The sequence below is a fragment of the Paraburkholderia sp. RL18-085-BIA-A genome (assembly GCF_046027075.1).
Taxonomy (GTDB): domain Bacteria; phylum Pseudomonadota; class Gammaproteobacteria; order Burkholderiales; family Burkholderiaceae; genus Paraburkholderia.
Genome location: NZ_JARESU010000006.1, coordinates 13,418 through 34,076 on the forward strand (window position 1 = coordinate 13,418; position 20,659 = coordinate 34,076).

The 20,659-nt window shown below is 64.6% G+C and carries 17 protein-coding genes and 1 pseudogene; 7 read left to right on the top strand and 11 right to left on the bottom strand.

The window, feature by feature from the left end:
* Nucleotides 1-68 precede the first annotated feature (68 nt).
* Nucleotides 69-257 (top strand): annotated as a pseudogene (locus P0D89_RS05800) (IS5/IS1182 family transposase); the annotation flags it as partial.
* On the opposite strand, the gene P0D89_RS05805 reads toward P0D89_RS05800, so the two are convergent.
* The 7 genes from P0D89_RS05805 to P0D89_RS05835 all read right to left on the bottom strand — a co-directional run bounded on the left by P0D89_RS05805 (nt 211) and on the right by P0D89_RS05835 (nt 7,952).
* Nucleotides 211-1,221: a hypothetical protein gene (locus P0D89_RS05805; protein WP_408355842.1), complete on the bottom strand. Its 1,011-nt coding sequence runs from the start codon at nt 1,219-1,221 to the stop codon at nt 211-213. The pseudogene P0D89_RS05800 and the gene P0D89_RS05805 sit on opposite strands and share 47 nt — an antisense overlap.
* Nucleotides 1,215-2,018 (bottom strand): MetQ/NlpA family lipoprotein, encoded by an 804-nt coding sequence (locus P0D89_RS05810; RefSeq protein ID WP_408355840.1) that lies wholly within the window; start codon nt 2,016-2,018, stop codon nt 1,215-1,217. The genes P0D89_RS05805 and P0D89_RS05810 overlap by 7 nt, the downstream gene beginning before the upstream one ends.
* On the bottom strand, nt 2,015-3,100 hold the full coding sequence (locus P0D89_RS05815; protein ID WP_408355838.1) for a formylglycine-generating enzyme family protein: 1,086 nt from the start codon (nt 3,098-3,100) through the stop codon (nt 2,015-2,017). The genes P0D89_RS05810 and P0D89_RS05815 overlap by 4 nt, the downstream gene beginning before the upstream one ends.
* Before the next feature lie 7 nt (nt 3,101-3,107).
* A complete protein-coding gene (locus P0D89_RS05820; protein ID WP_408355836.1) occupies nt 3,108-5,057 on the bottom strand; it encodes an arylsulfatase in 1,950 nt (649 codons plus the stop codon).
* Between the two features lie 168 nt (nt 5,058-5,225).
* Complete coding sequence (locus tag P0D89_RS05825) at nt 5,226-5,768, bottom strand: hypothetical protein (RefSeq protein ID WP_408355834.1); 543 nt, start codon at nt 5,766-5,768, stop codon at nt 5,226-5,228.
* A gap of 124 nt (nt 5,769-5,892) precedes the next feature.
* Nucleotides 5,893-6,540 (bottom strand): response regulator, encoded by a 648-nt coding sequence (locus tag P0D89_RS05830; RefSeq protein ID WP_408355832.1) that lies wholly within the window; start codon nt 6,538-6,540, stop codon nt 5,893-5,895.
* On the bottom strand, nt 6,537-7,952 hold the full coding sequence (locus tag P0D89_RS05835) for a cache domain-containing protein (RefSeq protein ID WP_408355830.1): 1,416 nt from the start codon (nt 7,950-7,952) through the stop codon (nt 6,537-6,539). Before P0D89_RS05835 ends, P0D89_RS05830 begins: the two co-directional genes overlap by 4 nt.
* 291 nt (nt 7,953-8,243) lie before the next feature.
* Between P0D89_RS05835 and P0D89_RS05840 the strand changes: the two genes are divergently transcribed.
* Together P0D89_RS05840 and mctP are read left to right on the top strand one after the other, a co-directional pair.
* A complete protein-coding gene (locus P0D89_RS05840; protein WP_042329644.1) occupies nt 8,244-8,441 on the top strand; it encodes a DUF3311 domain-containing protein in 198 nt (65 codons plus the stop codon).
* On the top strand, nt 8,438-9,919 hold the full coding sequence (gene mctP / locus P0D89_RS05845; RefSeq protein ID WP_408355828.1) for a monocarboxylate uptake permease MctP: 1,482 nt from the start codon (nt 8,438-8,440) through the stop codon (nt 9,917-9,919). The genes P0D89_RS05840 and mctP overlap by 4 nt, the downstream gene beginning before the upstream one ends.
* A 78-nt stretch (nt 9,920-9,997) precedes the next feature.
* Here mctP and P0D89_RS05850 read toward each other — a convergent pair whose 3' ends face one another.
* The 4 genes from P0D89_RS05850 to P0D89_RS05865 all read right to left on the bottom strand — a co-directional run bounded on the left by P0D89_RS05850 (nt 9,998) and on the right by P0D89_RS05865 (nt 15,472).
* Nucleotides 9,998-10,681, bottom strand: a complete 684-nt coding sequence (locus P0D89_RS05850; protein WP_408355826.1) for a Fe2+-dependent dioxygenase — start codon at nt 10,679-10,681, stop codon at nt 9,998-10,000.
* Entirely contained in the window at nt 10,678-11,478 is an 801-nt protein-coding gene (locus P0D89_RS05855) for a tetratricopeptide repeat protein (RefSeq protein ID WP_408355824.1), read from the bottom strand. Before P0D89_RS05855 ends, P0D89_RS05850 begins: the two co-directional genes overlap by 4 nt.
* Before the next feature lie 11 nt (nt 11,479-11,489).
* Nucleotides 11,490-13,739, bottom strand: coding sequence for a TonB-dependent receptor (locus tag P0D89_RS05860; RefSeq protein ID WP_408355822.1), 2,250 nt, complete (start codon nt 13,737-13,739; stop codon nt 11,490-11,492).
* Nucleotides 13,740-14,239: 500 nt separating this feature from the next.
* Entirely contained in the window at nt 14,240-15,472 is a 1,233-nt protein-coding gene (locus P0D89_RS05865; protein WP_408355820.1) for an NAD(P)/FAD-dependent oxidoreductase, read from the bottom strand.
* 462 nt (nt 15,473-15,934) lie between these two features.
* Here P0D89_RS05865 and P0D89_RS05870 point away from each other — a divergent pair, with 462 nt between their 5' ends.
* The 4 genes from P0D89_RS05870 to P0D89_RS05885 are packed head-to-tail and all read left to right on the top strand — an operon-like array spanning nt 15,935 to nt 20,654.
* Nucleotides 15,935-16,723, top strand: a complete 789-nt coding sequence (locus P0D89_RS05870) for a DUF3348 domain-containing protein (RefSeq protein ID WP_408376221.1) — start codon at nt 15,935-15,937, stop codon at nt 16,721-16,723.
* Nucleotides 16,724-16,733: 10 nt separating this feature from the next.
* Nucleotides 16,734-19,352: a DUF802 domain-containing protein gene (locus tag P0D89_RS05875; protein ID WP_408355816.1), complete on the top strand. Its 2,619-nt coding sequence runs from the start codon at nt 16,734-16,736 to the stop codon at nt 19,350-19,352.
* Nucleotides 19,349-19,996, top strand: a complete 648-nt coding sequence (locus tag P0D89_RS05880; protein WP_408355814.1) for an OmpA family protein — start codon at nt 19,349-19,351, stop codon at nt 19,994-19,996. The genes P0D89_RS05875 and P0D89_RS05880 overlap by 4 nt, the downstream gene beginning before the upstream one ends.
* Nucleotides 19,989-20,654, top strand: coding sequence for a DUF2894 domain-containing protein (locus tag P0D89_RS05885; RefSeq protein ID WP_408355812.1), 666 nt, complete (start codon nt 19,989-19,991; stop codon nt 20,652-20,654). The genes P0D89_RS05880 and P0D89_RS05885 overlap by 8 nt, the downstream gene beginning before the upstream one ends.
* The last annotated feature ends 5 nt before the right edge of the window (nt 20,655-20,659 follow it).

Below are 20,659 nucleotides of genomic sequence, written 5' to 3' on the forward strand. Positions count from 1 at the left end.
ATGCGTTGCAATGAAATGACTCGCTCGCATCAAACCCTTAAGCGCTGCTTAAGGGCCGGAAAAATAGACCGGCACGCTCGAACCGCGAGTCGAAACGCCGATACAGCCGGACGCTGCACCACACACGCAATGTAGTCGCGCGCTTCTTCAACCGTATCAAGTATGTTCGTCGAGTCTCCGCTCGTTACGACAAGCTCGCTGATACCTACCTCATGTTCGCGTCGCTTGCCTGTGTGTTTGGGTCATTCGTGAAAATGTGGACGGCGCCTGGCAGATCGTGCCGCTCAGATAGGCTTCGACGGCACAAGGTGTCGAGCCAACAGCGCTACCGGTTGCGGCGGACAAGGGAACTTCCAGCGCTGCTTTGGCACGCCGATAAGCGTCGCCGAAGCCGCGCAACTCGCGGGTGATCGGCCGATCGTCCAGCCGGTGTCGCAATAGCGCCTGCGCGATGCAACGTTCGATCAATGCGAGTTGGCTATCGATATAGTCGATACACAACTGGCGGCAGCGCGCGCAAGCCGCCGCTATGGTCAAGAGCGCGGGCACGATCGAGATCGTCAGAAAGCCGCCGGCAGGAATGCGCGCCGACGCGGCGGGCGAGTCGAACAACTCTTTGCGCAGCGCTTCGAATACGGCTTGTCCCCACACCTCGCGTTCCTTTGCGAGTGCATTGCGGCGGCGCGTGAGCGCGTCCTTCGCGTTCGCATCGACGATGCGCCCCTGCTTGACCAGCAACGCAGCGCCGTCACGTTCGCCTTCGTGAATGCAGTCGGCGCCGAGGTAGGCGGCGCTCTGATTGCGCGCGGCCAATACCAGGTGTTGCAGCGTGTCCGGCACCAGCGGGTCGAGCGGGACCACTTCGCACGTGAGCGGCTTGCCGTGCAGATGAATCGCGCAGCGTCCGTCGTCCTGGAGTGCGGGGCAGCGTGCGACGGAAGGGTAATCGTAGCCTTGCGCGGTGATGCTGAAGGTGTCGCCCGCGCGATGCAGCAACGTGTCCGCGAGCGTATCGAACGCGGCAACGTCCGCCGCGTCGAGCACGCTTTCATATTGCCCGACGCGCAACCGATCGCCGGTGCGCTTGCGCGGCATGCGGCCAATCGCAATGCAGCCGATGAACAGATCACGATGCCGGAATAGCTCCGCCAACGTCATCGCCGGCGGACTGTTGCAGCATTTGCCGCACGCCGCGCACGCAAACGAAAACGCGTTCACCATGGCCGGCGCACCGAGTCCTGGTAGCGCGTGAGGATGAAATGCGCAACGTCGTTCGAGTGATAAGCGGCGATCAGTTGCGCGACCCACACCTCGCTGCGGTCGCTGTCGCGTACGGTCAATACGTTGGCGTAGGGCGAGCGCGCGTCTTCGAGACCGAGGCTGTCGCGCGCGGGGTAGAGGCCCGCGCGCGTCGCGTCGTCGCTGTCAATCACTGCGAAGGCCACACTGTTCAGCGAGTCGAATAGACGCGCGCGCGGCACCTGGCGGATCTTCAGATTCAGCCGGTTACTCGTGATGTCGGCGGGCGTTGCGTGCAAGCCCGCGCTGTCCTTGAACGTCAGCAACGTGAAGTTCTGCAGCAGGATCAGCGCGCGTGCGGCGCCTTCGCGATCCGCGGGAATCGCGATCGTCGCGCCGAGTTGCAGCTCGCCGAGGTTCTTCAGCTTGCGCGAGTACAGTGCGATCGGAAACGTCACCGTCGTGGCGACGCTCATCAACGCGTAGGCATGCTGTTTGCGTTGTGCGTCGAAACTCGGCTCGTCTTCGAAGCTCGCGGCGTCGATCTGTTTGGCGACAAGTGCGGCATCGATAGCCGCGGGTTTGTCGAATACGACGACATCGAGCGCGAGTCCGCGTGTGGCCGCGACGCGGCGCACTTCGTCCATGATCTCGGAGTGCGCGCCCGCGCTCACTCCGACCTTGATGATCTGGGTTGCAGTGGCAGCGCTGGCAAGCGCGGGTTGAAGCAGCGCGGCCACGACCAGCAGCGCCGCCGCCGTGACGGCACGCGGTTTCATGACGCGTCCCTCAACACCGTGCGAAAGCCAATATGCGCGGCCGGCAAATCCGCTTCCTGCTGTTCGCGCGAAGCCGCGCGATAACGCACGCAATAGTCGCGCGAGCAGAGAAACGAGCCGCCCTTGATGACCATCGGCGTGTCGTGTCGACGGTTGAGTGGCGCGACCGCCGCCGTATCCCCATTGGTGTGCGATTGATGCGGACCGCTGTAGACATCTTTGGTCCATTGCCACGCATTGCCGATCATGTCGTACAGCCTGAAATCATTAGCCGCATAGCAACCAACCGGAGCGAGCCCGACGTGACCGTCCTCGTCGGTGTTCAACACGGGAAACACGCCTTGCCAGTAGTTCGCACTCGGCCGGCCGTGTTCGTCGCGCGGCGCGGTGTCGAGGTCCGCGCCTTCGTGGCCGGCTTTGCCGGCGTATTCCCACTCGGCTTCGGTCGGCAGATCACGGCCGAGCCAGCGCGCGTACGCAAGCGCGTCGGCTTGCGTGACCATCGTCACCGGCTGATTCATGCGGCCGTCGAGGTTGCTGCCCGGGCCGGTCGGATGATCCCACGCTGCACCTCTTACCCAGGTCCACCACGCCAGATCGCGCGCGTTCATCTCGTCGCGCGTCGGCGAGTGGAACACCACGGCGCCGCCCTGGCGTTCCGAATCGCTGACATAACCGGTCGCTTTGACGAAGGCCGCGAACTGCGCATTCGTCACGTCGGTCTGATCGATCCAGAAGCCGGTGACATGCGTGCTGCCGTCGCCGGCGGGGCGCTCGTCTTCGTAGCCGAGCTTGCTGCCGAACACGAAGTCGCCGCCGTGCAGATGCACCATGCCCGCTTGCGGATCGTCGCGCCAACGCGACGGCAGACCGCCATAGCGCTCGCATTGCTGCTCTGAGCCGAGTGCCGCCAGCGGGCGCGAGCGGTTCAGATCGTCGAACGCGCTTTGTTTGCCGCTGCCGCCGAATGCCGCCGAAGCGGCCGTCGCGGCCCCGAATGCGGCGGCGAACGCGGCCGCCGCGATTGCGGCGTAGGCGCCGTACAGCGCCGCGCCGCTCTTGAGCTTGAATCGAAGCGTCATGGCGTGCTCAGTAGTAACCGCGTGGACGCAACGGCTCGACACCGCCGACGCTGCTCATATAGTTGTTCCACTGCTGCACGAGACCATCGATCACCGAGGGATTCTGCGTCGCCAAGTCCTGCGTTTCACCGCGATCCGAACTCATGTCGAACAGTTGCCAGTGACCGTCCACGGGACCGAGCGGCGGTTCCGTCCACAACGCTTTCCAGCGGCCGTCGGCGCTGCGCAGATAGCCGCGGCCGTAGGCTTCGTCGCCGAACGATGCGGTGTGCACCGTGGTCGTGGCCTGATCGTTGAGCAACGGCAACAGCGACTGCCCGGTGATCGGATACACGTAGCGATTGTTGTAGACCACCTTGCCCTTGTTCTGATCGACGCCGGTGAGCGTGTTGATCAATGCGGGCGCGGCCTGCGAAGGCGGCGAGATCTGTGCGACGGCGAGGAACGTGGCGGTGTTGTCGGTCACGTGCGTGAAGTCGCGCAGCGTCGGCTTCTGCGAAATCTGACCCGGCAGGTGCACGATCAACGGCGTGGACACGCCGCCTTCACCCGAATAACCCTTGGTCAGACGGAACGGGGTCGCGCTCACTTCGGCCCAGCGCAAACCGTATTGCAGCCGTTGCGCGTTCTGCTTGCCGTTGTCCGTGCCGAGCGCCGAGTAGACCGGGTCGGCGGCATTGGCGGTGTCGGTCGCGCTCGGGTCGGCGCCCGAGTCGATCGGCCAGCCTTCCGCGCCGTTGTCCGACTGGAACATGATGAACGTGTTGTCGTATTCGCCGATGTCCTTCAGATGCTGAATCAGCAGGCCGATGTTGTGATCGAGGTTCTCGACCATGCCCGCGTAGATTTCCATGTAGCGCGCCTGCGCTTTCTTCTCCGCGGGCGAGAGACTGTCCCACGTCTTGTTCACCGTGCCCGGCCCGTAGTCGGTGTAGCCCTGCGCCGCGCTATGAACGGCGCTCACGTACTTCGCGTTCGCCGTGCCGTTGTTCGCGGTGGGTGGGCTCGCGACGAGCGTCTCCGATGCACCGCCGTACGGCACGAAGTCGTTCGGAATGATGCCGAGCGCTTTTTGCCGCGCGATGCGCGCGTTGCGGATCGCGTCGTAGCCGGAGTCGTATTTGCCGACGTAGTTATGCAGATAGGGCTCGGGCACCTGCAGCGGCCAGTGCGGCGACGTGTACGCGGCGTAGGCGAAAAACGGCTTGCCGTCGCCCTTGTTCGAATCGATGTACGAGATCAGGCGTTGGGTGTAGAAGTCGGTCGAGTAGAACACGGCGGGGCTGCCGCCGGCGCCGCCCGGTTGCCCCGGCTGGCCGGGCTGCACGTACTTGCCGTCCTCGGTGTAGTTCTGCGAGCCCGCGAGTTCGTGCGCGAAGTGATTGGTCGCGGCGCCGCCGAGCAGCGCGTAGCTGTGCTCGAAGCCCCACTGGTCCGGCGTCTGCCCGCCGCCCGTCGTGCTGCCGACGATGCCCGAGCCGATGTGCCATTTGCCGGCCATGTACGTGTGATAGCCGCCGTCTTTCAGCAATTGCGCGACCGACAGCGCGCGGTCGTTCAGGTATCCCTCGTAGCCGGGCAGGCCTTTGCGTTCGTCGGTCGGCACGCCCATCGTGCCTTCGCCGACCAGGTGGTGATCCGTGCCGGAGATCAGCATCGAGCGCGTGATCGCGCAGACCGTGCCGGTGTGGTGATTCGTCAGGATGCGGCCCGACTGCACCAGCGCGTCGAGGTTGGGCGTGTTGATTTCGCCGCCGAACGCGTGGATGTCGGAATAGCCGAGGTCGTCGGCCATGATGTACAGAATGTTGGGCCGCTTCTGCGCGACGACGGGTGCCGGCGCCGCGCTGGTGGGCAGATTGTCCTCGCCGCACGAAGCGAGCGTGACGAGGCTGGCGACGGCCGCGCCGATGAGGCCGAGCCGAAATGCGGAGCGATGCGATCTCTGTGTTGTCATTGTTGTGCTGACCGGATATGTCGGGTCGCCGATGTTAGCAATGACGTTGGCCGGGCCAAAGTTCGATTTCTGCGTTGCTATTAACGATTGCCGATATAGCCGTGGCGGCTTGATCGCGGCGTGATCGTGGAGTCGCGGCGTGCTGTTTTGCGCCGCTAGCCGCACGCGCTAGTTGCCGGGATCGAGCACCGGCTTGTCGGGGTCCGCAAGCGTCCGATAGGGCAGTCGCGCGGCATGCGGATCGGATGTCGTGTTGTCGATCACGCGTTCGACGTCCGCCGTTTTTGCCAACTCGGTGAGAAAGGTATGCTTGTCGAAGCCTGGCGCGACGCAGCCTTCCACATAGATGAAGCGGCGTTGCAGCGTGAGCCACAGCGTCGACTGTTCGCGCCAGTGCGTGGCGACGTTCAGATTGGCGAGACGCCGCTGTACGGCGTCGGCGATTTCCGGGTCGTACAGATACGCGCTCGGCAAACGGCAGCGGCCCTCGATCCAGCAGCTATTGCCACGTTCGATCCGATAATGGCTGTCGTCGAGCCATTCCTTCTCCGTTTCGAACGGACCGAGCGGCGTGGGGCAGGCGGCAATTGCTTTGGAGATCTGAAAGAACGGGTCGTGGCCGCGATTGATGCGCGCTTGCTCGGCATGCACGTGGGTGACGCCGATAGCGATCAGCAGACCGGCGAGCCGCAGTTTGATCAGGCGATTCATCCTTAACCGCTCCGGGTGCTGGGCGTTCAAGTGTGAAGAACACCCGTTGCTGTGCGCTCATTATCGCGCCATGCGTAACCGGTGTCGCGCGTCACGCCGCACAGCGCATCGACGCATCAGCGCGTCAGCGCGTCGCTCGCCGGTTCTCCACCGCGAACTTGATCAACTCCGCCTGGCCTTCAATCTCAAGCTTGCGCTTCAGATTCAGCCGATGCGTTTCCACCGTGCGCACGGACAGATCGTTGCGTTGGGCGATCTGCTTACTCGACAAGCCTTCGGCCAACGCATCGAGAATGTCGCGCTCGCGCGGCGTCAGACGTTCGATGGGTGATTGCGTCGCCGACGCCTGAATCAGCCGCGCGCCCAGTCCCGCGCTGAAAAAGGTCTTGCCGTCGAGCACTGCGCCGATCGCCTGAATGATTTCCGTGGCGGGCGAGTCCTTGAGCACGTAGCCGCTCGCGCCCGCACGAACCGCCTGGGTCACGTATTCGAGGTTGTCGTGCATCGACAGCATCAGCACGCGAATCGCGGGAAAGCGTTCATGAAACAGGCCGGCGAGCGCGATGCCGTTCATCCCGTTCATGCCGACATCCATCAGCACCAGATGAGGCGTTTCGCTCGCGGCGAGCGCGAGCGCTTCCTGCGCATTGCCCGCTTCGCCGACGACTTCGAAGTGGCGCACCGCTTCGAGGCGCGCGCGCAAACCGTCGCGCACGAGCGGATGATCGTCGACGAGAAGCAGGCGCGCGATGGCGTGAGAGGTGTCGTTCATGGTCGGATGTCCAGCAAGGGCGACAGCGGCGCGTCGGATGTTTGCAGCGGCACGCGCGCGCTGACGACGGTATGGCCCGCTTGTGAAGCGAGCGACAGCGTGCCGCCGAGCGCTTCGAGCCGCTCGCGCATATTGCGCAGACCCACGCCCGAGCGCCTGCCGACGAAAGCGTGCGTCACGTCGAAACCGCGGCCATTGTCCGCGATCGTCAGCGTGACCGTGTCGTGTGAGATTTCGAGCGCCAGTGCCGCGCTCGACGCTTGCGCGTGGCGCACGATATTGGTCAGCGCTTCCTGGGCGATGCGAAACAGTACGGTATTGACCGCATCGGGCAGCGTCGCCGCGTGCGTGTGTGCGATCTGCGTGAAGCCGATCTCGATGCCGGACTCCTCGCTGAGTTCGCGCGTCAGCTGTTCCAGCGCGGCGGCCACGCCGAGATCGTCGAGCATCGACGGCCGCAGCGCGTGAGAAATGCGCCGCACTTCGCGCAAGGTGTCGCCGAGCCGCACGAGACTGGTGGCGAGCGCGGCTTCGGCGGCGGGCACCCGCGCTTCGCTGCGCTCGAAGCGCGCCAGCGCGGATTCGAGCAGCAGCTTCACCGAGACCATCATCTGGCTGATGCCGTCATGCAATTCACGCGACAGGCGTGCGCGTTCGTTTTCCTGCGACTCGACCACCTGCTGCGCGAGCCGCTTCAGTTTCGCGTCGGCGCTGCGATACTCGGTGAAGTTGAGCACCACTGCGCACAGCGCGATCACCGCGAGCCCGGCCATCGCGATCGCGTCGATCCACTTCATCGTGCGATCGATGTTGGCCGCCGCGCCCGCATCGATATGCGCGAGCGTCGTGTCGACATCGTCGAGATAGATGCCGGTGCCGACCATCCAGCCCCAGCGTTCGAGCGGCACCACGTAGCCGAGTTTCGACGCGATCTTGCCGGTCGACGGACGATGCCACAAATAGCGCACGTAGCCGCCGCCGCGCGCGGCCGCGGCGATCAGTTGCTGGATGGTCGGCACGCCCTGGCTGTCGCGCAGCGCCCACAGATCGCGGCCGACCAGGTCGGGCTCGCGCGGATGCATCAGCGAGCGGCCATGCATGTCGTAGACAAAGAAGTAGCCGTCCTTGCCGAAATCCATTTTCTCCAGCACGTCAAGCGCGCGGGTGCGCAGCAGCGCGTCGTCGCGCGCATTGTCCTGGCCGGCGTCGTAGAGCGGTGCGATCGCCGTGGTGGCAAGCTCGACGTAATGCTTGAGCTCGATTTCCTTGCTCGCCATGTACGCGGCCTGGGTGGTCGCGTGCTGCGTTTCGGCGAGCGCCGTGGCTTCCCGGCGCACACCGGTTTCGATGCTGGCGATGGCCGCCAGAAACGGCACGATCGCCAGCAGGACAATCTTGGCTTTGAGTTTCATCGTAGGAAAACTGCTGACGGGCTACGTAGTATTACGTAACCGGCTTACGTAGTTGCGCGCTTGTGAGGACGCTTACGAAGGCGAATACTACATCCCCGCGGCGTACCGCGCGCGGCGGCTCATTGCGCGTGGGGGCTCGCGCCGCCGCGTGACCCGGGTCCCCCGGTACTTTTATAAGCAGGCGGGAGACGCCTGCCCCCCGGTTGATTGCCTGATATCACCCAACCGGTTTTCCGCACGCCAGGCCACAAGCCTGGCGTGCGGTGTCGTTAATAGACCTAGGAGAAGTTTGTGGAGACCTCCCCATCCGCCGGCCGTTCATGGCTCTGGCTCATTCTGCTGATCCCTTATATCGCGCTATTGTGGCTGCCGTTCTATAACGACACGCATCCGCCGTTGTTCGGCTTTCCATTCTTCTACTGGTATCAGTTTCTGTGGGTGCCGTTGACCTCGCTGCTGATTTACATCGTGTATCGAGGTGTCAAATGAATGATCTGAATCCCGTGAACCCGATTGCGATGACCGTGTTCATCGCGTTCTTCGTGCTCGTTACCGTGATCGGCTTTTTCGCCGCGCGCTGGAAGCGGGGCGACCTGACGCAATTGCACGAATGGGGTCTCGGCGGCCGCCAGTTCGGCACGATCATCTCGTGGTTCCTCGTGGGCGGCGATTTCTATACCGCCTACACGGTGATCGCGGTGCCCGCGCTGGTGTATTCGGTGGGCGCGTATGGCTTCTTTGCGTTGCCGTACACGATCATCGTCTATCCGTTCGTGTTCGCGGTGATGCCGAAGTTGTGGAAGGTCGCGCACGCGAAGAACCACATCACGGCGGCCGACTACGTGCAGGGCGAATACGGTGGCAAGTGGTTCCCGGCGGCGGTCGCGCTGACCGGCATCGTCGCGACGATGCCGTATATCGCGCTGCAACTGGTGGGCATGCAGGTGGTGATCAAAGGACTCGGCGTGAGTGGTGAAATGCCGTTGATCGTCGCCTTCGTGGTGCTCGCGCTCTACACGTATGCAAGCGGCCTGCGCGCGCCGGCGATGATCGCGTTCGTCAAGGACATCATGATCTACATCGTCGTGATCGCGGCGGTGTGGCTGATTCCGGCGAAGCTGGGCGGCTACGCGCATGTGTTCGACGCGGCCGACGCGCACTTCAAGGCCAAGGGCGGCGCGACCGGCATCATTCTGAAGCCGACGCAGTTCACCGCGTTCGCGTCGCTCGCGCTGGGTTCGGCGTTGGCGGCGTTCATGTATCCGCATACGATGACGGCGGTGTTGTCGTCCGCGTCGGCGAAGACGGTGCGCAAGAATGCGATTTTCCTGCCGGCGTACACGTTGCTGCTGGGTCTGATCGCGTTGCTGGGTTACATGGCGATTGCCGCCGACGTGAACGTCAAGTCGGCCTCGGACGTGGTGCCGGCGTTGTTCGGCACGCTGTTCCCGGCGTGGTTCGTCGGTTTCGCGGCTGCGGCGATTGCGATTAGCGCGCTGGTGCCTGCAGCGATCATGTCGATCGGCGCAGCGAATCTGTTCACGCGCAATCTGTGGCGTCCACTGGTGTCGCCGAATATCTCGCCTGCGAGCGAGGCTTCCACCGCGAAGATCGTTTCGCTGGTCGTGAAGTTCGGCGCGCTGCTGTTCATCGTGTTCCTGCCGACGCAGTATGCGATCGACCTGCAACTGCTCGGCGGCGTGTGGATCCTGCAGATTTTCCCGGCTATTGTGTTCACGCTGTACACGCGCCGCCTGAATACGCCGGGCCTGTTCCTCGGTTGGCTGGTCGGTATCGTGATCGGCACCGGGCTCGCGATGTCGCAAGGGCTCAAGCCGGTGTATGCGCTGCATTTCGGCGATACGGCTTATCCGCTGTATATCGGCCTGATCGCGCTGGTGGCGAATATCGTCGTGAGCTTTGGCGTGTCGGTGGTGTCGCCGCGCAGAGCGGCGGTCACGGCCTGATCGTTGTGTTGGTCTGAATAGAACGCCGCGGAGCAGTTGCTTCGCGGCGGTTTTTATTTCGGGTTCGCCTGGTTCGTTTCAGGCATCGGCCCAGCGACGTAGCAGATTGTGATAGATACCGGTGAGGCTGACTACCGTTGGGTCGTTCGGGCCTTTCTCGGCGGCGAGACGCTGCACGTCGTTGTCGAGTTGAAACAGCACGGCGCGCTCGCCGTCGTCGCGCACCATGCTCTGAATCCAGAAAAACGACGCGACCCGCACGCCGCACGTGACTGGGCTCACGTGATGCAGACTGGAAGCCGGGTAGAGCACCATATCGCCGGCGGGCAGTTTCGCGCGATGCACGCCATAGGTGTCTTCGACGCAGAGTTCGCCGCCGTCGTAGGTGTCCGGGTCGGCCAGGAAGAGCGTGGCCGACAGATCGCTGCGAACGCGGAAATCGGTGCCGCGCAGCAGGCGGATCGCGTTGTCCACGTGCGTGCCGAACCCGTCGCCGCCTGAGTAGCGGTTAAAGAGCGGCGGGAACACTTTCAGCGGCAATGCCGCGGAAAAGAAGCGTGAATTGACGCCGAGCGCGTCCTGAATCGCATCGCCGACCGCGCGCGCGGCGGGTGAGCCTTCAGGCAACTGCTGGTTGCGCTTGGCTTGCGCCGACTGCATGCCGGAAGTCGCATTACCATCGATCCATTGCGCTGCGTCGAGCACTTCGCGGCATTGCGCGACCTGCTGTTTGCTGAGTACGCGTTGCAGATGCAGCATCATGCGCGCGACTCCTGCGTGGGATGCATCGTGGCGCCGAGTTGAACGCCGGGGTTCGAGCTTGCGTTCGCAGTGATGTTCTCACCCAGCGCGCGAAACGCCCCGATAGGCGACGCGGCCAGCCAGCGCTGCATCTTCGTGATGAACGCCGCCGTTGCCGAGTGCGGCACGCGCTGCAACCAATGCAGGGCGCCGTCGATGTCGCCGCGTTCGGCCAGCAGCCGCGCGCAGTTGAATTGGCCGCGGAAATCGCCGCCTTGCGCCGCGCGCCGGTAATAGTCGAGCGCGATGTTCGCGTCGATTTCGACCTCCCAGCCATCTTCGTAAAAGCTGCCGACGAAGTTCAGCGATTTCGCGTGCCCCAGTTCGGCGGCGCGCTGGAACCACTGCAACGCCTCCACGCGATCGCACTCGACTCCATTGCCGAGCGCCAGTGCCGACGCATAGTTGTACATGCCCCAGTCGAGTCCGGCCCGCGCCGCGAGGCGGTACCAGTACACCGCGACCGGCGCGCACGCGGCCGTGCCCCAGCCGTGTTCATAACAGCGGCCGAGCATGTTCATCGCCATCGGATGATCGCGTCGCGCCGCGTGCCTGAACCAGGTGAACGCTTCTTCGGCATTGCGCTCGACGCCGTGGCCATCGAGCAGATACTGCCCGTACACGGCCTGCGCTTCGACGATGCCGTTTTGCGCGGCCGCGGCCACCCAGGCGGCGGCCTGGACGGGTGGTCCTGAGAGAATCGTGGCGAGCTGGTCGTGCGACGCGTTCGCCAACGCCTTCAACGTCACCTGTTCCATCGGGCTAGTGCCTAGTAGTGCGCGTTGAGCGTCAGGAACGCGGAGCGTCCCGGCGCGATCGACGCATAGTGGGCCGCGTAGGCCTGGTCGTAGTACGTGCGGTTGAAGATGTTCTGCACGTTCAACTGCAGATCGACCTTCTTGTTGATCCGGTACGTCGCCACGCCGTCGAAGCGCCAGTAAGACGGCACCGCGCGCAGATTCGCCGTGTCGCCGTAGACCTGCGACATGTAGAACGCGCCGCCGCCGATCGTGAACTTCGGCAGCACGTCATAGGTGGTCCACAAGCTGACGCTGTTCTTCGGCGTGTTCGGGAACTGATGGCCGTTATCCGATGTGGTCTTGCCGTTGTCGCGCAACTCGCTCTTCAGATACGTGTAGCCGCCGAACACGTGCCACTTGCTGGTCAACTGGCCGGCCACGCCGAATTCGAAACCTTGCACTCGCTTGTTGCCCACCATCGCGTAGCTGTTGTCCGGCAGCGTGACGCGCGCATTGGTCGTGTCGATCTGGAAGATCGCGCCGGTCAGCGAGAGTTTGTTGTTCAGCACGTTCCACTTGGTGCCGACTTCGACGCTACGGTTTTTCTCCGGCGCGAGCTGAGCGGCGTTGTTGCCGACGCCACCCCGGCCCGGCGTCAGCGACTGCGTTTCGCTGCCTTGGCCGAGCAGAGCGCCGGCCGGCGTCGACGAGGTGGAGATCGACGTATAGATGCTGCCGTTCGAAGCCGGCTTGAAGACGAGGCCGAACTGGTAGTTGAACAGGGTATCGTCGCGCGACACGCGGCCGGCGCCGTTGGCGACGGTGGTGCGCAAGTCGGTCGAGTAGTCGTCCACGCGCAGGCCGACGTTGGCCTGCCAGCGCCTGGTCAACTCGATCGTGTCGAACGCGTACAGCGACTTGGTGGTGGTGCGCTGCTCGCTCGGGTCGTTGGTCTGCTTGACCGAACCCGCCCACGGGTCGTTCGGATTCGGCGACCACAGGCTCGTGCAGTTATACCCCGACGCCGCGCCGATGCCGGCGGTCTTGCAGATCGCGCCGGAAGCCGCCGCCACCGTGTACGAGTCGTTCACGCTGGTTTCGCGCGACACTTCGAGGCCGGTGGTGAAGCTGTGCTTGAGAAAGCCCGTCTTGAACTCGCCGAACAGTTCGGTCTGGTTCGCGAGGCTGTAGACGTCGCTCGCACGCGTGTTCGCGCGGCGCCACACCATGCCGTTCACGACGTTGCCCTGGCTGTCGTCCGGCTGGGTCCAGATGTAGTCCTGGCTCGACTTCGTGTAGCGGGTCGTGTTGCGGATCGTCAGGTTGCTGTTGATGTCGTGCTCGACACGCACCGTGCCGATATCCGACGCGGTCTTGCGGAAATCGCGGTCGATCAGGCCGTAGAAGTTGTGACGGTCAACAGGAGCCGGATAGATCGTGCTGACGTTCGCCGGCCTGTTGGTGGTCGTGTAGAAGTACGGAATCCCGCTGTCGGGCAGGTCGTCGGTCGTGACGTGGTAGTAGCTCGCGCTCACGCGGGTCGGCGTGCCGAGACCGTACGTGAACGACGGCGCCACGCCCCAGCGTTCGTTGTTGACCGCGTCGCGGCCGGCCACGTCGTTGTTGTGGCTCATCAGGTTCAGGCGGAACGCCGCGTGATCGGCCACTTGCCAGTTGCCGTCGGCGGTGAAGCGGCGGTAGCGGTCGGTGCCCAGACCGACGCTGCCGTCGGCGGACGTGCCCAGGTGCGGGGTCTTGGTGATCAGGTTGATACTGCCGCCCGCGCCGCCGCGTCCGCCGAACGCGCCGTCCGACCCCTTGGTCACTTCGACGCTTTCGATGTTGAACACTTCGCGGGTGGTCGCGCCGACGTCGCGCATGCCGTCGACGAAGGTGCTGCCTTGCGCGTCATAGCCGCGGATGAACGGCCGGTCGCCGAGCGGGTTGCCGCCTTCGCCCGCGCCGAAGGTGATGCCGGGCACGGTGCGCAGCGCTTCGGTCAGCGTGGAGGCGCCGGTGCTCTGGATCAACTCCTGCGGAATCACGGTCACCGACCTCGGCGTATCGAGCAGCGGCGCGGTGAATTTGACCGACGCCGAATGATCCGTCTTGAAGCCGTCGTCCGTCTGGCCTTGCACGGCGATCGGTGCGAGTTGCGCTTCCTTGTCAGGCGGCGCCGTGCCCGCGGTGCCCTGTGCGAGGGCAGGGCCGGCAGCCAACATGCTGCACAGCGTCGTGCTGATTTTGCCGAGCTTTGGTTCGTCGGACCGCAACTTCATTTTCATCCCCGTCGTCAAGTTTCTGAGACCGGAGCAGGCGTGGTAATCCTTACTCCGTGATTCCATATTTATTACAAAGGCGTTTCGGCGTGCATTCTATGCAATCGGAGTGTAATTGAGAAGCGTTCTCAACAAAATTTTTAGAGAACGCTTAATTCAGGTCGGAATCGGTCGGTACGATTCGACGCAGATAAATGGAATTGGGCGATTTAGGCGCGATTTTTGATGGTCGTTCGCGAGTTTATGAGTGACGTGGCGCGGACGCATCGGAGCGGAACGGCGGAGTTGAGCGAGGGCATTACGCGTTTCGAAACGTGGAGACGACGAAAATCCACCGCTAGATGGGCCAGGTGGGGAGCTTGGCTCAAGCGGTTTCTTTCACGCGAACAGCAAGCGGCCGATGCCCCCGCGATTCGGGAATCGGTGCGCCTCCGGTTCGTTTTCAGCGAGGGGTCGGCGGGCAACGCGTCATTGCAAGCCGAACGCGTGCGGCCAGAGCGCTAGAACCGCTCCACCCGAAACGGCTGCGGGTCCACGATGGTCGGCTCACCGGTCATCATTTCGGCGATCAGCCGGCCCGTCACCGGCCCTAGCGTCAGTCCGTGATGCGCGTGGCCGAATGCGAACCACAATCCCCGATGATTTTTCGCGGACCCGATGACCGGCATCATGTCCGGCGTGCAGGGGCGGCCGCCCATCCACGGTTCGGCGTCGAGGCGCTCGCCCAAGGGGAACAGCGTGCGAGCGATCGGCTCGACCGCTTCGAGCTGCGTCGGCGTTTTCTCGGCGTCGCGTCGCGCGATTTCCGCGCCGGTGGTGAGGCGAATGCCTCGCGCCATCGGCGCGAGCAGATAGCCGTTCTCGACATCCAGCACCGGATGATTCAGCCGCGCCGATTGACGCGGCGCGTAGTGCATGTGGTAGCCGCGTTTGACGGCCAGCGGCACGCGATAGCCGAGCCGCGAACTCACGCGATCCGACCACGGTCCCAACGCGACCACGACCGACTCGGCCATGATCGTTTCGGTATCCGTATCAACTTGCCAGCCTTCGCGAAGCGTGTCCGCGTCGCCGATAAAAAACCGTCCGCCCAGTGCTTCGAAATACTTCGCGTAGGCGGTAACGAGCGCATTCGGATCGCTCACCGAGTCGGATTCGGGGTAGCGCAGGCCGCCTCGCAAGCGCTTGTCGAGGTCGGGCTCCATCTGCTGCAGGCGTGCCGCGTCGAGTGTTTCGAACGCGACGCCGTACTCGCGATGCCATTGTTCGGCGACGCGGTTTTCGGCATCCTGTGCCGCGCCGCTGCGAAACACCTTGATCCAGCCGATCGGGCGCAATAGCGTACTCGCGCCGGCAGCGTCGGCGAGCGCGCGATGTTCGCTCACGCAATGTTCGATCAGCGTCGAGTACGACTTCGCGATTTCGGCGTGCCGCGCGGGATGGGAATTGCGCCAGTACTGCCAGAGGAACGGCGCGGTCTTGAGCATCGCGTCGGCATGGTAGCGAACGTCCGGCGACTGGTTGCGCGCGTAGCGCAGCAGGGTGCCAAGGTCGCGCGGGAAGGCATATGGATAAACGCCCTCGCGCTGAATCAGCCCGGCATTGCCGAACGACGTTTCGTTGCCGGGCAGTTTGCGGTCGACGAGCGCGACCTGGCGGCCGCGTTTCTGCAGATGCACGGCGACGCACACGCCCACAATGCCCGCGCCGAGCACGACGGTATCGAATTTCATGCTGCCTGTTTGCCTCGCTTGAAGTCGGTGGGTTCAAACATCGCCGCGATCCGGTCGACGAACGTGCGCTTCACCTGCGCGTCGCCTCGCTCGCGTGACGGTCTTTTCTTTTCGCGAGCGGGGCGTCGGTCTGGTTCGTGCGGCGCGCAGTCGGCGGGCGGTCCGGAGCGGGGTTTCATCTTACAGTGATCCGTTGGCGACTCCAGTGGCTTTGTGAGCGGCATTGGTGGCAAGCGGAACGATCGTGCAGCGCGTCGAAGGCGGGCAGGCGGCTGAAGGTCCACGGTAGACGCGCTGTAAGAGCACAGGAGCCCGCCTGACCGGCCAACGGCCGACCCGCTGAAGGACTCGCGCAAGCGCCCGTCAGCCATGTTCGACCCACTCTCAAATCACCGACAACCCCCCCAACATCTGCGTCCAGCTCGGCAGCGTGTAAACTGCTGACTTTTTGCCTCCGGTGGTATGTTGCAAGCCCCCCAGCGCACAACGCTCAGCGGCCCGGCGCTCGTTCGCTTACTGGCGCGGCTGGCGGATGTCGAAGTTCCCGAATCCAGGCAGTCGCTGTCGGACCGGCTGAGTCAATGGCTCGGCTGGACCGACGCGATCGCGTTGTCGTCCGCGCTGAACGGCAGTCCGCCCGCCGTCGCGGCCGGCGCGCGCGTGTTCGGCAGCGCCGAAGAAGCCGATTGCGTGCGTCTGCGCAGTTCGCTGACAAAGGCCGTCGTCGGCGACAGCGTGTTCGCCATCGCGCGGCGAAATGGACGGGCGCCAATGCAAAGGCAGACGCACGCGCAAGTGCAGAGCGCCGTGGACGCGCCGGTCGACTACGCCGTGTTCCGTCAACGCTACCAGGCGATCCAGCAGTCGATGGAAAGGGGCATCGCCAATCTGCGCGGCCGGCTGCGCGGCATGCTTGCGGCGAAGACGCCGGCGATGGCCAGGCTCGCGGTGGTGGATGCCGTGATGGAACGCGCGCTCGGCGAGCGCGAGCGGAATCTGCTGGGCGCGGTGCCCGGCATGCTGGCCGGGCATTTCGAGCGGTTGCGCGAGGCCGAGCTGCAAGCGCTCGCCGCCGCCGTTGCCGACTCCGACGCCACCGAAGCCCCGGAAGCCTCCGAAGACGCCGCGCCTATCACCCCCGGCGCATGGCTCGACGTATTCCGCAAGGACATGCAGAGCGTCTTGCTGGCCGAACTGGAAGTTCGTTTTCAACCGGTCGAAGGGTTGCTCGCGGCCCTTCGCACCCGCTAACTGGGACACTATGTCCAGATATCGTATTGATCTCGTTGTGTTTCTGGCAGGTCTGGCCGCTGCGTGCTGGATCGCCGCCAGCTATGTCGGTTCGAACCTGCTCGCGCTGGCCGTCACGCTATTGATCGTCGCGTGCTACGTGACGGGCGCGCTCGAATTGCGCCGCTACAGCCAGGCGACCGCCACGTTGACGCGTGCGGTCGCGGGGCTGTCGGGGCCACCGCCGAGTCTCGCCGCGTGGCTCGAACCGTTGCATCCGAGCCTGCGCAACACGGCGCGGCTGCGCGTCGAAGGCGAGCGCGTGGCCTTGCCGGGGCCGGCGCTGACGCCTTATCTCGTCGGCCTGCTGGTGTTGCTGGGCATGCTGGGCACGCTGCTCGGCATGGTGGCCACGCTGCGCGGCACCGGCATCGCGCTGGAAAGCGCCACCGACCTGCAAGCGATCCGTGCGTCGCTGGCGGCGCCGGTCAAGGGGCTGGGCTTCGCGTTCGGCACCTCGATTGCGGGCGTCGCGACGTCCGCGATGCTCGGGCTGCTGTCCGCGTTGTATCGGCGCGAGCGGCTCGAAGCGGCGCAGATGCTCGACGTGAAGATCGCGACGAGCTTGCGCGTGTACTCGCAAAGTCACCAGCGCGAAGAAAGCTTCAGACTTTTGCAGCGCCAGGCCGAAGTGATGCCGACGCTGGTCGATCGTCTGCAAACGATGATGGCGGCCATCGAGCAACAGAGCGCCGCGTCGAGCGAGCGGCAGATCGCGAGCCAGCACGCGTTTCATCGCAACACCGAGACCGCGTACCTGCGCCTTGCGGGCGCGGTCGAGCAGTCGCTGAAGGACAGCGTCGCCGACAGCGCGCGCGCCGCGGGCGCGGCGCTGCAGCCGGTCATGCAAGCGACGCTGGCCGGTCTCGCACGCGAAACGGCGGCGTTGCGCGAGACGGTTTCGCACGCGGTGCAGCGGCAACTCGACGGGCTGTCGAGCGGTTTCGAGGCGACGGCCACGAATGTCGCAGACATCTGGAACAACGCGCTGGCAGGACATCGGCAATCGAACGATGAACTGGCCGCACAGTTGCGCACCTCGCTCACGCACGTGGTCGGGACCTTCGAGCAACGCTCGGCCGCGCTGCTGGACGGCGTGTCCGCGCGGCTCGAGACGACGGCGGGCAGTGTGTCGCAGGCGTGGCAGGACGCGTTGTCGCGGCAGGAAAGCGTCGGCGAAAAGCTGGCGGCGCACAATCAGCAAGCGCTGGCTACGGCCGCGGCGACCTTCGAGCAGCATGCGGCGTCGCTGTTGAGTACGGTTGGTCAGTCGCATGCGGGCTTGCAGGCGGAATTGGCGTCGCGTGACGAACAGCGGCTGACTGTCTGGACCGAGACGCTCGGATCGATGGCGGGGAGGTTGAGCGAACAGTGGGAGCAGGCGGGCGCGCACACCGTGAGCCGTCAGCAGGAAATCTGCGAGACGCTGGCGCAAACCGCGCGCGATATCTCGGCGCAGACACGCGCGCATGCGAGCGAAACGATCGGCGAAATCGACCGGCTCGTGCAGGCTGCGGCGCAAGCGCCGAAGGCGGCGGCGAATCTGCAAGTGGAATTGGCCGCGCAGGATCAGCAACGGCTGGCCGCGTGGACCGAGACGCTCGGCTCGATGGTGAGCAAGTTGAGCGAGCGATGGGAGCAGGCAGGCGCACGCACTGCAAACCATCAGCAGCAAATCTGCGAAACGCTGGCGCAAACCGCGCGCGATATCTCGGTGCAGACGCGCGCGCATGCGAGCGAAACGATCGGCGAAATCGACCGGCTCGTGCAGGCTGCGGCGCAAGCGCCGAAGGCCGCGGCGAACTTGCAAGCGGAATTGGCGGCGCAAGATCAGCAACGGTTGGCCACATGGACCGATACGCTCGGCGCGATGGCGCGCAGGTTGAGCGAAGAGTGGGAGCAAACGGGCGCGCGCACCGCGAGCCGTCAGCAGGAAATCTGCGAAACGCTGGCGCAAACCGCGCGCGATATCTCGGCGCAAACGCAGGCGCATGCCAGCGAAACGATCGGCGAAATCGGCCGGCTCGTGCAGGCGGCGTCGGAAGCACCGAAGGCCGCAGCCGAAGTCGTTGCCGAACTGCGCCAGAAACTCTCCGACAGCATGGTCCGCGATACCGCGATGCTGCAGGAGCGCAGCCGTCTGCTGGAAACGCTGGAGACGCTGCTCGATGCGGTGAACCATGCATCCACCGAGCAGCGCACGGCCGTCGACGCGCTGGTCGCGACGTCGGCGGATCTGCTGGAGCGCGTCGGCACGCGCTTCACCGATCACGTCGAACTGCAAACCGGCAAGCTCGGCGCGGTCGCCGCGCAGGTGACCGGGAGCGCCGTCGAGGTGGCGAGTCTGGGCGAAGCGTTCGGCTCGGCCGTGCAGACGTTCGGCGAATCGAACGACAAGCTGGTGGCGCATCTGCAACGTATCGAAACAGCGCTCGACAAGTCGCTCGCGCGCAGCGACGAACAACTCGCCTATTACGTCGCGCAGGCGCGTGAAGTCGTCGACCTGAGCGTGATGTCGCAGAAACAGATCGTCGAAGACCTGCAACTGCTTGCAATCCAGCGTGCTTCCGCCGGAGCCGACGCGGTATGAGCGACGAAATCGACGGCGGCGTGGAGCCGGTCGCGCCGATCTGGCCGGTGTTCGGCGATCTGATGTCGGTGCTGCTCGGCGCCTTCGTGCTGATTCTGGTCGGCGTGATCGGCGTGCAGCTAGAACTGTCGAGCAAGCTGGACCAGGAGGTCAAGCAGCGCGAGGCGGAAACGCAGCGCCGCAAGACGCTGGAGCAGGCGCTCGCCGGGCCGCTGGCCGCAGGGCGCGTGACGCTCGTCAACGGACGCATCGGCATTAGCGGCAACGTGCTGTTCGCCCTGAATTCCGATCAGTTGCAGCCGCAAGGCCGCGATCTGCTGAAGAGCCTGGCCGGACCGCTGGCGGCCTATTTGCAGGCCAACGAACAGATCCTGATGGTGAGCGGCTTTACCGACGACCAGCGCTTGCGCGAAGGCAATCGCCGTTTCGCGGACAACTGGGAGCTGTCCGCGCAGCGCGCGTTGACGGTGACGCGTGCGTTGATCGACGCGGGCGTGCCGGTGTCGTCGGTGTTTGCCGCCGCGTTCGGCTCCGGGCAGCCGGTGAGTTCGAATGCCGACGAGCAGGGGCGGGCGAAAAACCGTCGCGTGGAAATTGCGCCTGTGCCGAGGCCGTCGACTGCAACGGTGAAGCCAGGTGCGTAGCGACGGCAACGGCGATCGCAGTGATCGCGGCGTAACGAGCGAAGCGCGCGCGACGCTCGACGCGTGGCGCGAGCGCGGTGCGGATCGTCTGAACCCTGTGCGCTTCCAATTCATCGCGGCGCTGGAGCGGCGTGCGGCGGGCCACAGCGGCGCAGCGCGACGTATTCTCGACGACAGGCTGCGGGGCTTGCTCGATGCGTATGCGACCGATCTGGAACGCGCCACGGCCGTAACGGCGCAAGCGGATGCGGCTGCGACGCCGGCATCGGCCTCAAGCGAGGCAGCTCAAGAATCACTTGCCGGGTTGATCGACCACATTGCCCGGCATGCGCCTGCAAGTCATGACGGGATTCCTTCGTATCCCGAACTGCCCGCGCTCGATTACTTCAGGGAAGTCTGGTCCAAGGTCCGCACCGAGAAACAGTTGCGCCAGTCGCTCGCGCAGGTGCCCGGCAACGCCGGCCCGCTCAATTCGAGCAGCCTCGTACACCGCTCGCTCTCGTTGATGCGCGAGTTGTCGCCGCGGTATCTGAAGCAGTTTCTGTCTTACGTCGACACCTTGTCGTGGCTCGAGCAGATGAACGGCGGCGCGCCCACGAATAAAGACACGCCGCGCGCCGCAACCAGCGGTAAAGGCGTGCGCGGTAAAGCACGCTAACCCCG